14 protein-coding genes are annotated in these 14,700 nt (G+C 59.2%); 10 read left to right on the top strand and 4 right to left on the bottom strand.

Translation table 11 applies throughout. From position 1 onward, the window contains the following. Position 1: 1 nt before the first annotated feature. The gene (locus BVH74_RS14305; RefSeq protein ID WP_080050747.1) at positions 2 to 778 is read left to right on the top strand and encodes a hypothetical protein; all 777 of its coding nucleotides are present in this window, start codon (positions 2 to 4) and stop codon (positions 776 to 778) included. Further along, a complete protein-coding gene (locus BVH74_RS14300; RefSeq protein WP_080050746.1) occupies positions 771 to 1,919 on the top strand; it encodes a hypothetical protein in 1,149 nt (382 codons plus the stop codon). Before BVH74_RS14305 ends, BVH74_RS14300 begins: the two co-directional genes overlap by 8 nt. Here the strand turns inward: BVH74_RS14300 and BVH74_RS14295 are convergent, their stop codons facing one another. Next, on the bottom strand, positions 1,920 to 2,141 hold the full coding sequence (locus tag BVH74_RS14295; protein WP_080051742.1) for a DUF3820 family protein: 222 nt from the start codon (positions 2,139 to 2,141) through the stop codon (positions 1,920 to 1,922). A 95-nt stretch (positions 2,142 to 2,236) separates the two neighbouring features. Between BVH74_RS14295 and BVH74_RS14290 the strand changes: the two genes are divergently transcribed. From BVH74_RS14290 to BVH74_RS14260, 7 genes are all read left to right on the top strand, one after another. Continuing rightward, positions 2,237 to 2,746, top strand: coding sequence for a TRAP transporter small permease subunit (locus BVH74_RS14290; RefSeq protein WP_080050745.1), 510 nt, complete (start codon positions 2,237 to 2,239; stop codon positions 2,744 to 2,746). Next, positions 2,743 to 4,068 (top strand): TRAP transporter large permease, encoded by a 1,326-nt coding sequence (locus BVH74_RS14285; protein ID WP_080050744.1) that lies wholly within the window; start codon positions 2,743 to 2,745, stop codon positions 4,066 to 4,068. Before BVH74_RS14290 ends, BVH74_RS14285 begins: the two co-directional genes overlap by 4 nt. A gap of 153 nt (positions 4,069 to 4,221) precedes the next feature. Next, positions 4,222 to 5,280: a TRAP transporter substrate-binding protein gene (locus BVH74_RS14280; RefSeq protein ID WP_080050743.1), complete on the top strand. Its 1,059-nt coding sequence runs from the start codon at positions 4,222 to 4,224 to the stop codon at positions 5,278 to 5,280. Between the two features lie 102 nt (positions 5,281 to 5,382). Then, positions 5,383 to 6,756: a glutamine synthetase family protein gene (locus tag BVH74_RS14275; RefSeq protein ID WP_080050742.1), complete on the top strand. Its 1,374-nt coding sequence runs from the start codon at positions 5,383 to 5,385 to the stop codon at positions 6,754 to 6,756. An 8-nt stretch (positions 6,757 to 6,764) separates the two neighbouring features. Then, on the top strand, positions 6,765 to 8,156 hold the full coding sequence (locus tag BVH74_RS14270; protein WP_080050741.1) for an aldehyde dehydrogenase family protein: 1,392 nt from the start codon (positions 6,765 to 6,767) through the stop codon (positions 8,154 to 8,156). Positions 8,157 to 8,163: 7 nt separating this feature from the next. Further along, complete coding sequence (locus BVH74_RS14265) at positions 8,164 to 9,327, top strand: iron-containing alcohol dehydrogenase (RefSeq protein ID WP_080050740.1); 1,164 nt, start codon at positions 8,164 to 8,166, stop codon at positions 9,325 to 9,327. A 1-nt stretch (position 9,328) separates the two neighbouring features. Beyond that, positions 9,329 to 10,042 (top strand): glutamine amidotransferase-related protein, encoded by a 714-nt coding sequence (locus tag BVH74_RS14260; protein WP_080050739.1) that lies wholly within the window; start codon positions 9,329 to 9,331, stop codon positions 10,040 to 10,042. Here the strand turns inward: BVH74_RS14260 and BVH74_RS14255 are convergent. From BVH74_RS14255 to BVH74_RS14245, 3 genes are all read right to left on the bottom strand, one after another. Continuing rightward, complete coding sequence (locus BVH74_RS14255; protein ID WP_080050738.1) at positions 10,024 to 11,001, bottom strand: hypothetical protein; 978 nt, start codon at positions 10,999 to 11,001, stop codon at positions 10,024 to 10,026. The two genes, BVH74_RS14260 and BVH74_RS14255, sit on opposite strands and share 19 nt — an antisense overlap. 79 nt (positions 11,002 to 11,080) lie before the next feature. Next, on the bottom strand, positions 11,081 to 12,127 hold the full coding sequence (locus BVH74_RS14250) for a M14 family zinc carboxypeptidase (RefSeq protein WP_080050737.1): 1,047 nt from the start codon (positions 12,125 to 12,127) through the stop codon (positions 11,081 to 11,083). A 102-nt stretch (positions 12,128 to 12,229) separates the two neighbouring features. Next, positions 12,230 to 13,642 (bottom strand): alanine/glycine:cation symporter family protein, encoded by a 1,413-nt coding sequence (locus BVH74_RS14245; RefSeq protein WP_080050736.1) that lies wholly within the window; start codon positions 13,640 to 13,642, stop codon positions 12,230 to 12,232. A 206-nt stretch (positions 13,643 to 13,848) separates the two neighbouring features. Here BVH74_RS14245 and BVH74_RS14240 point away from each other — a divergent pair, with 206 nt between their 5' ends. After that, positions 13,849 to 14,697, top strand: coding sequence for a metal-dependent hydrolase (locus BVH74_RS14240; protein WP_080050735.1), 849 nt, complete (start codon positions 13,849 to 13,851; stop codon positions 14,695 to 14,697). Positions 14,698 to 14,700 lie beyond the last annotated feature (3 nt).

The raw sequence follows: 14,700 nt of genomic DNA, 5'->3' as shown, positions 1-14,700 counted from the left end.
CTTGCACTATTTGCCCGCCCATTATGTAGTGATTGTCACAGTGCTGCTGTTGTGGACGTGGCTACCGGAGCCTTGGCGCAGTGGCTTGTTTCTGCCGCTGTGGGGACTGGTCGCCTGGCTGATTTTCACCGGTTGTCTGGAGTCTGCCCGGTTGCGACGGGCGACCTGGCTGGGTCAGTACCTGTTGGAAAGCTCACCCTGGCACCGGCTGTTGCGTGGCGGCGTGTTGATGGTTGGCTGGAATCTGCTGCTGGCCATTGGGTTGGGGCTGCTGATGCTGGTCAAACTGAGCCTGTTGCCAGCCGCGCTTTGGGCTGTGTTGCTGTTGGCGATGCCGTTACTGGCCTGGCTGACTGTGTTTATGCGCCAGCGCCTGCAGGCCCATGTCAAACCGCAGGCGTTGGCGGCTCTGGGGCGGCGACTGTTGGTGCCGGTAGCCACGGTAGCACTGATGCTGGGCTATCTGCTGCTGGCTCTGGCCCTGTCACAACCGGACATGATCGGGTTGCCCTGGGATCGGGCCATGGCTGTTAATCTGGATACCGAGCAGCGGGCGCTGATGCTGTTTGGTGTGCTTGAGCGGTTGTATCAACTGCTCGATCTGACGCTGATGTGGGCGCTACAGAACACCTTGGGTGATGTCGAAACCGGAGGCTTGCTCGCCATATTGGGCTGGAGTCTGTTGCTGTTGACCACCGCGACCTTTCTGTGGGCCTGGGTCCGGGTGCTGGTGGGTTCTGATGCGCTGCTGAACCGGCGGGAGAAGCATCATGACTGATTTGGATTTTGCAACACGTTTGAGGTCTGGCCGCGGGCAGTGGCTGTTGCTCAGTCTGCTCGGCGTGTTGCTGGTTTTTGCGCTGTTGAGTTGGGGGTTGCGCAGCCTGAGTGCTCAACTGGCCGACAATCAGGTGTTTGCGGTACTGGTCGATGATCGTCAACTACTACTCGATGGCAAGACCCTGCGGGCTTTCAATCAGCAACTCGAGGCGCTGAGCGCCGAGCATGCCAGCAAGCTTGACCAGGATATGCAGACCTGGATCGATCTGTGGCTAGCCCAGGGGTTTGACCGCGCCGAGCAGGCCGTGCCGGCCTATCTGGACTGGTATTACTCGTTACCTGGCTCCTACACCCGACTGTATCTGGCCGTGACCGGTCAACTCGAGTCGGGCACAAGTGAGCGGCTGTACCGTTATCTGTTCGAACACAGTGGCGCGCAGCAGCACTTTGCCGAGTTCGATCAGGCCTTGACCCAGGAGTTGTCACGCCGTTTGGCAGAGCAGGGCACGGCCCTGCGCCAGCGGCTGGTCGCGAACTTTGCCGAACAGCAGGTAGTGCTGGGCGACAAGGACAAGCCGGTCAGCGTGGATATTGATCGGGCGATAAACCGGGCCTTTGGCCCAGGCGAGCGTGATGTTCAGCGCTGGCAGATCAGCGCCCAGGCTTCGGCGGTGGCTGGTGTTGGTAGCCTTGGACTGCTGGCCCGCCGGGCCTTGTTGCCGCGTCTGGCGAGTCTGCCGGCCTTGCAGAGCGCACGGCTGATTCTCAGTGGCTATGCCGCCCGGCTGGCGCCCAGACTGAGTGCTGCGATCAGCAGCGGTGGGGCGGCAGCAGTGGCTACTTCTCCGAGTGGGCCTGGAGCATTGGCAACGGGGGCGGTGGTGTTCATGACTGCGGCAGGCACCATAGTGGTCACCGACTTTGCTGTGCTCAAGGCCGAGGAAGCCATGTTGCGCGATGATCAGGAGCAGGCCTTGTATGCCGGTCTGGCCGAGCAACAGGATCTGCTGCGTGCAAAGCTCAAGGGGCAATGGCGGGCATTGCTGGATCAGGCCGCCGGGCACCGTGATGATGCCTTGGCCGCAGCCTACGACAGCGCCGAACTGGCACCGCGTTTTCACATCTTTGGTCGCCGCTGATCAGCGGCGAGCATTCTTGCGCAGCGGCTCGAGCAGGGCGTTCAGGCCGTTGTGGTCGATTTCATGCATCAGGGCCAGCAGCCGGCCAAGCTCACCCTTGGGAAAGCCAGAACGGGCAAACCAGCCCAGATAATGGCCGGGCAGGTCAGCGATCAGCCGACCCTGATATTTGCCAAAGGGCATCTGGCGGGTGACTAGCAGGGAAAGGTCTTCGGGGTTCATTACGCTGGCCTGAATCAAGTTTGCGCTCATTATGCCTCGAATATCTTTAGCCTCGTCTATATTGCATTCATACGACGACAACGGGCGAGGCGCCAATGCCAAAGGCGATTCGATGGTACGTGCGGGCAGTGGATGCGATGAATCGGTTTATTGGCCGATGCACGATGTACCTGATATTCGTCATGATTGGTGTGCTGTTGTACTCATCGATCAGCAAAACCTTCTTCACTCCGGCACTCTGGACCATGGAAACCGCCCAGTTTCTGATGGTCGGCTATTTCCTGATTGGCGGTGCCTACTCCATGCAGCTTGGCTCCCATGTGCGAATGGATTTGCTCTATAGCCGCTGGTCGTCACGCACGCGGGCTGTGATTGATGCCTTCACTATCATTCTGCTGATTGTTTATCTGTGCTTTCTGCTCTACGGCGGAATTTCTTCGTCGTACTACGCCCTGGAATACAACGAAACCAGCTTCTCGTCCTGGTCGCCGCGAATGGCGCCGATCAAGATCATCATGACCATCGGTGTGGCGCTGATGTTGTTGCAGGCGATTTCCACCTTCTTCAAGGACGTAGCCGTAGCCTGGGGGAAACCGCTCGAATGAGTTATGAAGTTATTGCCTTGCTGATGTTCAGCAGCATGATGCTGTTGCTGATTACCGGGAAACGGGTTTTTGGTGCCATTGGCTTTGTCGCGGTGGTGGCTGCCTTCTGGTTGTGGGGTGACGGTGGCTCAGAGATGGCGTTCAGCGCGGCAATGAAGCTGATGCGCTGGTATCCGTTGCTGACTCTGCCGCTGTTTATCTACATGGGCTATATGCTGTCCGAGTCGGGTCTGGCTGAAGATCTATACCGAATGTTCCATGTCTGGATGGGGCCGGTGCATGGTGGTCTGGCTATCGGCACCATTGCCTTGATGGTGGCGATCTCGGCGATGAACGGCCTGAGCGTGGCAGGTATGGCGATCGGTGCCAGTATCGCCTTGCCCGAATTGTTGCGACGCGGTTATGACAAGATAATGGTCACAGGGGTGATCCAGGCTGGCAGTTCGCTGGGCATTCTGATCCCGCCCAGTGTGGTACTGGTGCTCTACGGCATGATCGCCCGTCAGCCGGTCGGGCAGCTATGGCTGGCCGGGGTGTTCCCCGGGTTGATCATGGCTGGACTGTTCATTCTCTACATTGCCATTCGCTGCCGTCTGCAGCCGCATCTGGGGCCAGTACTGGCGGAAGAGGAGCGCCGGCAAATCAGTTGGGGTGAAAAGTTTCGGCTGTTGTCGGCCGGTATTGTGCCGTTGTTCATCTTCTTCTCCATGACAGGCCTGTTTCTCATGGGGTACACCAGTTTGGTTGAAAGCTCGGCGGTGGGGGCCACGGCTGCCACACTGGCGGCGCTGGTCAAACGCAGGCTTAACCGCCGGGTGCTGGAAGAAACCATGCGCAAGACCCTGGCCATTACCTGCATGTTTATGTGGATCATTCTCGCAGCCTTGTGTTTTGGAGCGGTGTTCGACGGGCTTGGGGCAGTGCGGGCGATTGAGCACTTCTTTATCGAGCGGCTGGATCTGACCGCCTGGCAGGTGCTGATTCTGATGCAGTTGTCTTTCATCCTTATGGGCATGTTTCTGGACGATACCGCGATGCTGGTCATCGTCGCCCCACTGTATGTACCGCTGGTCGGCGCTTTGGGTTTTGATCTGATCTGGTATGGCGTGCTGTACACCATTACCTGTCAGATTGCCTATATGACGCCACCATTCGGCTATAACTTATTCTTGATGCGGGCGATGGCGCCTCCCGAGGTGTCATTGCGTGACATTTATATGTCCATCACCCCCTTTGTGTTGGTGATGGTGATTGCTCTGGTGCTGGTGATGGTCTTCCCACAGTTGGCGCTGTGGTTGCCGCAATGGCATTACGGGCGATAGCAACAACTTGCGCGCCAGCCGAGTAGTCGGCGCTTTGCGCGAAGGCCAGGCATCGATTGGCTGTTCATGCCACGACCTCACGCACCAGGTAGCCAGCGGGCTGCCTGACCATGCGGTAGACGACATTGAGTTCGACTTTTTGGAGGTGACAGCATGAGCAGCAGACGCGAGTTTTTGAAGAAAGCGGCCATAACCGGCGGCGCAGCGGTGGGTACCGCTGCCCTCGGCAGCGCCCACATTTACGCTCAGGAACCCCGCAAGATCACCTGGCGATTGCAGACCTATGCCGGGCCAGCCCTGGCCGAGCACGTGATCAAGCCTTCTATTGATGCCTTCAACAAGGCTGCCAACGGGGAAATGGAAATCCAGCTGTATTTTGCCGATCAGTTGGTGCCGACCGGCGAGCTGTTCCGGGCTATGCAGCGCGGCACCATTGATGCGGTGCAAAGCGACGACGACTCGATTGCCGCGCCGGTGGATATTTCCGTGTTCGGTGGCTACTTCCCGTTCGCCTCGCGCTACAGCCTGGACATTCCGGTACTGTTCGAACAATACGGTTTGAATGAAATCTGGGCCGAGGCTTATGGCGAGGTTCGCGGCGTGACCTGGCTCGGCGCGGGAGCTTGGGACCCGTGCAACTTCGCCACTGTGCAGCCGATTCACAAGCTCGATGACCTTAAGGGCAAGCGGATCTTTACCTTCCCGACTGCCGGGCGGTTCCTGTCACGCTTCGGCGTGGTGCCGGTCACCGTACCCTGGGAGGATGTGGAAGTGGCGGTGCAGACTGGTGAGCTCGATGGCATTGCCTGGTCGGGTATTACCGAAGACTACACGGTGGGTTGGGCCGATGTGACCAACTACTTCCTGACCAACAACATCTCCGGCGCCTGGTGCGGCTCCTACTTTGCCAACGAAGACAAGTGGAATGCAGTGCCCGAGCACCTCAAAACCCTGTTCAAGCTGTGCATCGACAGCTCCAACTATTACCGTCAGCACTGGTATTGGGGCGGAGAGGCACAGTTGCGGGTGGAAGGCACCAAGATGCAGTTGACCACCATTCCTGATGCAGAGTGGGCCACGGTCGAGGCAGAGGCCCTGAAATTCTGGGACGAAATCGCCAAGACCAGCCCGCGTTGTGCCCGGGTGGTGGATATTTTCAAGAAATACAACGCACTGATGGCCAAGGCCGGTACGCCGTATCGCTGCGCCTGAGTCAGCTCCTTCGCGGCCGCAGGCCGCTCCTGCCCGGGCATTCAAGACAGGAGCGCTCTGCGAGCGCGAAGGGCGGAACGACAACAAGACGGGGGGCTTATCATGCTCAGACCGCGTGAAATCAAGACCGTGGAGCAGGCCAGGCAGATCGTTGAAGAACGTGGACTCAACCACGTCAAGGTGGGGCTTTTCGACAACGACGGGGTACTGCGTGGCAAATACATGAGCCGGGAGAAGTTCTTCTCCTCGCTGGACAAGGGTTTTGCCTTCTGCGATGTGGTACTGGGCTGGGACGTCAAGGACCAGCTCTACGACAATGCCACCTACACCGGCTGGCATACCGGTTACCCGGATGCACCAGTGCGCATCTTGCCAGACAGTTGTCGGGATATCCCGTTCGAGGACGGCATGCTGCTGTTTCTGGCTGAATTCGATCAACAGGCCGAGGCCATCTGTCCGCGGGCGACTCTACGCCGGGTGGTGGAACGCTGCCGCTCATTGGGCCTTGAGCCCTTTGCCGCACTGGAATACGAATTTTTCATGTTCGATGAAACCCCGGACTCGGCCCGGGCCAAGGGGTTTCGTGACCTGAAGCCATTTACCCCGGACTGGTTCGGTTACTCGATGCTGCGCAACTCAGTGCATGCCGAGCTCTATCATCAGATTCTGGATATGGGCCAGCGCATGGACTTTCCGCTGGAAGGCCTGCACACCGAAACCGGACCCGGCGTGCTGGAAGCGGCGATTGCCGTTGACGGGGCCGAAGCCGCCGCAGACAAGGCCGCGCTGTTCAAGACCTTCATGAAAGTGTTGGCCCAGCGCAATGGGCTGATGGCGACCTTTATGGCCAAGTGGTCGGGCAAATACCCCGGGCAGAGCGGGCACATGCATGTTTCGCTGCGTGACAGCGCAACCGGCAAGTCGGCTTTTTATGACCCCGATCAGCCCCATGGCATGAGCCCGCTACAGCGCCATTTTCTGGCTGGCCAGCAACGCCTGATGCCGGAGTTTTTGTGCATGGTCGCGCCGACGCTGAACAGCTACCGACGGCTGATTCCCGGATTCTGGGCTCCCACCGATGCCACCTGGGGGGTAGAGAACCGGACCGCCGCTCTGCGGGTGATTCCCGGTTCGGACAAGTCGCAGCGCCAGGAGTACCGGCTCGGCGCCGCTGATGCCAACCCCTATCTGGCGCTGGCGGTGGCGATTGGCTCCGGGCTGTATGGCGTGATGCAGCAGTGGGAGCCCACCGCAGCTGTGACCGGTAATGCCTACGATATGACCCATCCGCCCGAGCTGGCGTTGCCGCGCACGCTGTGGGATGCCGCCCAGCGCTTGAAAGCCTCGCAGGCGGCGCGGGAAATGTTCGGCGATGCCTTTGTCGAACACTATGCAGCTAGCCGCGAATGGGAAGAACGTGAATACCGCCGGCATGTCAGCGACTGGGAGCTGGATCGCTACTTCGAAATTATCTGAGGTGACGCATGAGCAAGCGCTTGCAGACCTTTTCGCCGATTGACGGCTCGCTTTATCTAGAGCGTGATCTGGCTACGCAGGAGCAGATTCAGCGGGTGCTGGACAGCGCAGTGTATGCCCAGCAGCGCTGGAAACAGACGCCGCTGGCCGAGCGGGTTGCGTTGGGGCGCCGGGCGATTGAAGCCTTCGCCGCCCGCGAGGCGCAACTGGCCGAGGAGTTGTGCTGGATGATGGGCCGGCCGATTCGTTATGCGCCTGGTGAAGTGCGGGGTTTTGTCGAACGTGCCAGTTACATGGCCGATATCGCCGAGCAGGCGCTGGCCGATATCCGCCTGCCGGACAAGCCCGGCTTTAGCCGTTTCATTCGCCGCGAGCCGCTCGGGGTATCGCTGGTGATTGCGCCTTGGAACTATCCCTACCTTACGGCAGTGAACGCGGTGATGCCGGCCTTGCTGGCTGGCAACGCAGTATTGCTCAAGCATTCGGCCCAGACCCCGCTGTGCTCAGAACGTATGGTCGAGGCATTTCGCGAGGCCGGGCTACCTGAGGGTGTGTTCCAGTTTTTGCACCTTAGCCATGCTGATACCGAACAGCTGATTCAGGCCGAGCCGGTACGTCATGTGGCCTTCACCGGCTCGGTGGCCGGTGGCGCCATGGTCGAGAAGGCGGCTGCCGGGCGCTTCATCGCCACCGGCCTGGAGCTTGGCGGCAAGGACCCGGCCTATGTGCGGGCCGATGCCGACCTGGCCCATGCAGTGGAAACCTGTGTGGATGGGGCGTTCTTCAATTCCGGACAGTCCTGCTGCGCAATTGAGCGCATCTATGTCCATGACTACTTGTACGATGACTTTGTCGAGCAGGCGGTGGCGTTGGTCAAGACTTACCGGCTGGGCCGCTCGGATGATCCGGCAACGACCCTGGGGCCGGTGGTTCGGCCCGAGGCGGCGGCCTTCATTCGTGCTCAGGTGGCCGAAGCCGTGGGGCAGGGTGCCAGTGCGTTGATCGACCCTGACAGCTTCAAGCTGGACAAGCCCGGAACCTGCTATCTGGCCCCGCAGATACTGGCCGGCGTTAATCATGGCATGCGAGTGATGACTGAGGAAACCTTTGGCCCAGTCGTAGGGATTCAGCGGGTCAGCAATGATGATGAGGCCCTGGCCCTGATGAACGACAGCGAGTTCGGTCTGACCGCGGCGATCTTCAGCCAGAATGAGCCGGCCGCCCTGGCGCTGGCCGAGCGTATCGACGCCGGCACGGTGTTTCTCAATCGCTGTGACTATCTGGACCCGGCCCTGGCCTGGACCGGTGTCAAGAACTCAGGGCGTGGCTGCACGTTGTCGAGCATTGGCTATGAACATCTGACCCGCCCCAAGTCCTTCCATTTCAAAACCCTGTTGTGAGGTCATCATGGACCAGTACCGTATGAACTGGAATTATCCGACCTTGATCCGGGTGGGCGCCGGGCGGATTGCCGAGTTGCCCACGGCTTGTCAGCAGCTCGGGATGAGCGCACCGTTGCTGGTCACCGATCCTGGTCTGGCCGGACTGCCGATGGTCGAGCAGGCGCTGCAGTATTGCCGTGATCAGGGGCTCAAGGTGGGGTTGTTTTCCGCAATCAAGGGCAATCCGACCGGAGCCAATGTGGATGCTGGGGTTGCGGCCTTCAAGGCGGGAATCCATGACGGAGTGATCGCCTTCGGTGGCGGCTCGGCGCTGGATGCCGGCAAGGCGATTGCGCTGATGGTCGGTCAAAGTCGGCCGTTATGGGATTTCGAGGATGTGGGTGACAACTATCTGCGGGTCAATGTGGCGGGTATGGCGCCGGTGGTTGCGGTGCCGACGACAGCCGGCACAGGCTCTGAGGTTGGTCGCGCCTCGGTGATTACCGATGAGCAGGCTCGGGTCAAACGCATTATTTTCCACGCCAGAATGCTGCCGGCACTGGTGATCCTAGATCCTGAACTGACCGTTGGCCTGCCGCCCAAAATTACCGCTGCCACCGGTATGGATGCGTTGTCGCACAGTCTGGAGGCCTTCTGCTCGCCGGTGTATCACCCCATGGCTGAGGGTATTGCGCTGGAGGGGATGCGTCTGGTCAAGGACTACCTGCCACGGGCAACGGCTCAGGGCAACGATCTGGAGGCCCGTTTGCAAATGCTGGTCGCCTCAAGCATGGGCGCTACGGCATTTCAGCGTGGGCTCGGCGCCATGCATGCACTGGCCCACCCGCTTGGCGCGCTCTATGATGCCCATCATGGGTTGCTCAATGCAGTATTGATGCCCTATGTGCTGATGGCCAACCGCGCTGTTATCAATGCGCCGATGGAGCGTTTGGGGCGCTATCTGGGCCTGGCGCAGCCGGGCTTTGGCGCGGTGCTGGACTGGGTGCTCGATTTGCGCGCTACGGTCGGCATTCCGATGACGTTAGCCGAGATCGGCATCGATGACGCTCAGCTTGAGCGGGTTGGTCAGATGGCTGAGGTCGATCCCTCGGCTGGGACCAACCCTGTGCCCTTTACTGCGCAGCAGTACTCGCAGTTGTTGCTCAAGGCTCTGAATGGAGAGTTGTGAAATGAAGATTGGCTTGCTGCAGTGTGACGATGTCATGCCCGAGTTGCAGCCGGCGCACGGCAATTATCCGGAGATGTTTCGAACTCTGTTGCTGGAGCAGGTGCCAGATGCGCACATACGGGTTTACCGCGCACTGGATGGTGAACTGCCCGGTCAACCCGGTGAATGCGACGGCTACCTGACTACCGGCAGCAAGTATGGCGTCAATGATGGGCTGGACTGGATCGAGGATCTACAGGCGTTCATCGTTGAACTGTGGGAGCAGGGCGTGCCGCTGGTGGGCGTATGTTTCGGCCATCAACTCATGGCCAAGGCACTGGGCGGCGAGGTGCGTCAATCGGAGAAAGGTTGGGGAGTGGGTATGTCGTTCAATCAGGTGGTTGAGCGCAAGCCCTGGATGGAGCCCTGGCAGGATAAGCTCGATCTGATCGTCAGCCATCAGGACCAGGTAGTACGTTTGCCTCCGCAGGCGGAAATTCTTGCCAGCAGCGATTTCTGCCCTTACTACCTGGTGCAGTACCAGCAACATTTCATGAGTGTTCAGGGCCACCCGGAATTCTGCAAGGCCTACTCGCGTGATCTGATGGATCGGCGCAAGGGCGTGATTGCCGATGCGCGTCTGCGTGAGGGGCAGGCCTCGTTGAGCGCCGAAGTCGACGATCGGCTGATGATGCGCTGGATCGTCAACTTTCTGCGTCAGTCGCGTGGCTCCTGAATATCGCCGGTGAACAGCATTTCCAGACGCAGGGTAAAGGCCCAGCGCGGGTCGAAGTTCGAGTCCCGGGGGAAGTGCAGTTCAGGTATCACATCCATGAACAGGATGTCCTTGTGCAGACTGCGACGATATTGAGTCAGCAGGTAGTAGTTGTTGATCCGCGGGTTTGAACTGCTGTTGCCGACCATCACACCTGCGTAGCGGATGGCGCTGCGCCTGCTCAGGCGGCGGTTCAGCTCAATGGTCTCAGAGAACTCCAAAGTGTCGACATCTTCCTGCCACTGAAAGTTGGTGATGAACCTGAAGTGGCGTACTTCATCCAGCGGCCGGCCGAAGTCCCAGCGGCTACGGGCCGAATAGCCATCGCTGTCGAACCAGGACAGGCGGTTGTAGGACTCCAGTTGCCAGGGGCCGTCACCGACATCCCACAGACGCTCGGTGGTCATGCGTACATAGGGGTCCAGTGGAAAACGCAGCTTGACCCCGGCACCGAACTTGGTGGCCCAGTTCTGGGTCTTGTCGCGACTGCTCAGGCGGTCAAGACCGACGACCGAATTACGCCGGTCGGTCTGATCCTGGCGCAGGCTCTGTGAGCCTTGTTGCTCAAGCGTGCCCTGAGTTTCTTCCGGGTCAGAATCAATGACCAGACGCAGGCGTTCCTTGGTGGTGGGCAAGTCGAGTCGAAAGCGCAGGCTGGTGTCGGTGTCGAAATCTTCGGTTTCCCGCCACTCGAACTCCTGGCTCAGACGCAGGTAGGACTGGTTTTCGACTCGCAGACTGTCATCGGTACCAAAGAATCCGTCCAGCCCGCGTGAGGTGCTGCTGACCCAGCGCGATACCCGGCTGTGGACGGGGGTTATCTTGTCAACCATCCACTCGGGAAGGTCCGAGTCTGACTCTTCCTCGGCATGGGCCTGCATGGCAACTGCTACTACGATCAACGCCAAGATCTTTTTCATTTTGGTGATCTCCCGGCCTGACTGAAGTATAGCTGGCAACACGCCAGCCATCCGGGCAACAAGTACGCAAATTTATTCTTTAGTGGTCGTTGTTGAACCACATCTCAATTGCTTGGCGGGTTAACTCGTCGCGTTGCTGTGGACGGGGCTGCCAGTTGCGCCAGGCCTGGGTAGCATGGGTAAGAAACTCGAACAGCGGCAGATGTTGGCGCAGTACCCGACGTTTGCGGTGGCTGATCACCGGATTGAAGTAACCGAAGTAATCGAGCATTTGACGGGGGTTCTTGCGGACCCAGAGCCACGAGCCCATTTCCAGGGTGAAGGGCAAGTAGAGGTTGTCAGGATGCTGTTCCAGTGATTCGTCGTAAAGATAATCCCAGAGATCGCCATGGGTGGTGTAGTTAACCGACTGCGGCTCGATGATATATGGGTGGTGGTGGGGGTAGGTGCGCTCAAACAACTGCTTGAGGGCATAGACCTCGGCAATATGCTGGATTGGTCGGTGGCTGCGGGCATAGCTGCACCAGAGCCGGTCACGGCGACCGAAGCCGCTGTGGCAGTCGATACTGAGAGCGAAGGGCGCGCTGAGCAGTCGTTCACGCACGGTATCGACCAGCGCCTGAGCCTCGGCCTCCAGCGGGGCGTTGCGCCTGCCCCGGTACCAGGGCAGGCGCCGGCTGATGCGATGACCGCCGACCAGCCAGGGCACCGGCCCCATGGCGTCGATCGGTGCGTTGCGCATGAGGTCGACACCATTGAGGTTGCTGCGTCGGTGGTGCCATATCCCGCCGGGGTTGATCATCGGCATGAACACCAGACGCACGCGTTCAAGCTGGCGTCCCAGGTGATCATCCCAGTCCAGACGGTGAACCAAGCTGTGCAACCATGACAACAGCACCTGTGTGCCGATTCGCTCGACCCCATGCACTCCCCCGAAAAAGCCGATGACCGGAGCCAGGGGGGAGCGGCTGCCAAGTTCGATCACTCGAATGGGAATGATGATGCCCTGGATATCGACCTGATGAGCCGTGCTGACGCGCAGGTGGCGAGCGCCCTTGTCCAGAAGCCGATCTAGCTGGATCTGTTCGGGCAGGTGTCGCTGGATCTGGTGGAGCGTTTCGGCCATGGCGGCAGTTCGTAACGAGACTGCCGCCAGCTTGTCATATCAGCGTTGCAACGGTGTTACAGGGCAGGTTCCGGCGCGGTTGCGATGAAACGGCAACAGACCCTAACGCCAGATATCGGTATTGATCTTCTCCTTCAACTCGGGATAGTCCGCCGCCTTGAACTTGGGTATTTCGCCGTTCTTGCGCTGGGCCATGTAGTCCTGGGTCAGTTTCACCACAGTGCCAGACAGCAGCACAATGGCAATCAGGTTGATGGTGGCCATCAGCCCCATCGAAGCGTCGGCGGCATCGAATACCGTGGCAACCGCTTGATAGGCACCCCAGATCACCATGCTCAGTGTGCCCAGGCGCAGTATGGTCATCCCCAGAGTGTTGCCCACGCCAAGGTATATCAGGGCGTTCTCAGCGTAGGAGTAATTGGCGACGATCGAGGTAAAGGCAAAGAACAGAATGGCAAAGGCGATGAAATAGGTGCCGGCTGCGCCAATATGCTCGTGCAGAGCCTGCTGGGTAAGTTGGGTGCCTGTCACTCCTGAACCGGGCTCCAGCGCACCGGACAGCAGGATCATGATAGCGGTGGCTGTACAGATCACGATGGTGTCGATAAAAACCCCCATGGCCTGGACGAATCCCTGAGAGGAGGGGTGATGTGGCGCCGGGGTGGCGGTGGCGGCAACGTTCGGAGCCGAGCCCATGCCGGCCTCATTGGAAAACAGGCCGCGCTTGATGCCATTGAGCATGGCGGCAGTTACCGACCCTGCGACTCCACCAGCCGCTTCTTCAAGCCCGAAGGCGCTTTTGATGATGGTGGCCAGCACCCCGGGCACTTCGGTGATGTTCAGCACCAGGACCACCAGGGCGACCAGCACATAAGCGGTAGCCATGAAGGGGACGACCAGTTCGGCGAAGCGGGCAATCGAGCGTAAACCGCCAAAGATCACCAGGCCGGCGAGTATGGCAATCACAACCCCTACCCACAGTTTTGGCAAGCCGAAGGCGCCCTGCATGGCGTCGGCAATCGAGTTGGCCTGGACCGCATTGAACACCAGCCCGAAGGAAATGATCAGGCAGATGGCAAAGATGCTGCCAGCCCAAGGTGCCTTGAGGCCCTTGGAAATATAGAACGCTGGACCGCCACGGTATTGGCCCTTGGCATCGCGAACCTTGTAAAGCTGGGCCAGGGTGCTTTCTGAGTAGGCGGTGGCCATGCCGACCAGCGCTACCATCCACATCCAGAATATTGCCCCGGCGCCGCCCAGGTAGAGTGCGACTGCCACCCCGGCCAGGTTGCCGGTACCAATGCGCGAGGCCAGGCTGGTACACAGAGCCTGAAAAGGTGATATCCCTGAAGCATCGCTTTGCCGGGCATGGAGAATTGAGCGCACCATTTCGCCGAAGTAGCGAAACTGCAGCAGTCCAAGCCGGAAGGTGAAGAAGATGCCAACCCCAAGCAATCCGTAGATCAGCACATAGCCCCAGAACAGGGTGTTGAGCGTATCGATAATCCATGTCATGGCGAACAGGCCCCCAGGAGATCATTGGGATTCTGATACGGCTTATTTCAGAATGTTTCCTAAACTTTAGCTGCAATACGCGCAGACGCCAGTTTGAGTCTGAGAGAGGAGCTGGCAGCAGAGTCGCCTTGAGTTGGCGGATATGGCCTAATGGTTGTGCAGATAGCGGAGTATGATGATGAGATAACACCAGAGAGTCCTGCCCTATGGAAAAGGAATCCGTAACACCCCGCCTCACACCCGCGCGGCTTGATATCCGTCCCCGCCGACTGGATCCCGGTTTGCCCGATCCGCTGCCCCGTCACTGGCTGGATGGCGATCCGTTTAAGACGCATTTCTTCAATGCCATGTCGGTGCTATTTCCGGATGGTGAGCGCTATTTCATCGACTCGGTCCGCCTGTTCCGGGATCAGATCAAGGATCCGCAATTGCAGGAGCAGATCCGTGGGTTTATCGGTCAGGAAGGCCACCACAGCCGCGAGCATATTGACTACAACCAGCGCCTGCGTCAGTTGGGCTACGATATTGATGCTCTGGAATTACCAGTCAAACGGCGCATTCGCTTCGTGGAAAAGAACTTCTCGCCTGAGCGGCAGTTGGCCGGCACTGTGGCCATGGAACACTTTACGGCGATCATGGCCGATGCGGTGCTGCGCGAGCCGCGCTGGATGCAGGGCGCAACCCCGGAAATGCTGCGTTTGTGGCGCTGGCATGCATTGGAGGAAACCGAGCACAAGGCGGTGGCCTTTGATGTCTACATGCAGGTCTGTGGTGACCGCAAACTACTGCGCAAGGCTATGCGCCAGGCGACCTTTTTCTTTCTCAAGGATGTGACCCGGGGGATGTGGCATATGTTGCGCCGCGATGGCCTGCTGTTGCGTCCTGGCATGTGGTGGCGCGGTATGCGCTGGCTATGGGGGCGTAATGGCTTTTTCACCGGGTTGCTTGGGGCGTATCGCGATTTTTACCGCGAGAACTTTCATCCTTGGCAACACGACAACATGGATCTGCTTGAGCAAACTGCAACAGAGTATTCTGCAAATCTGATCCGCTAAAGC

This window comes from Halopseudomonas phragmitis (assembly GCF_002056295.1).
GTDB classification, from domain to species: domain Bacteria; phylum Pseudomonadota; class Gammaproteobacteria; order Pseudomonadales; family Pseudomonadaceae; genus Halopseudomonas; species Halopseudomonas phragmitis.
Note: the sequence above shows the minus strand (reverse complement) of the source record. Positions and strands in the feature narration are given on the sequence as shown.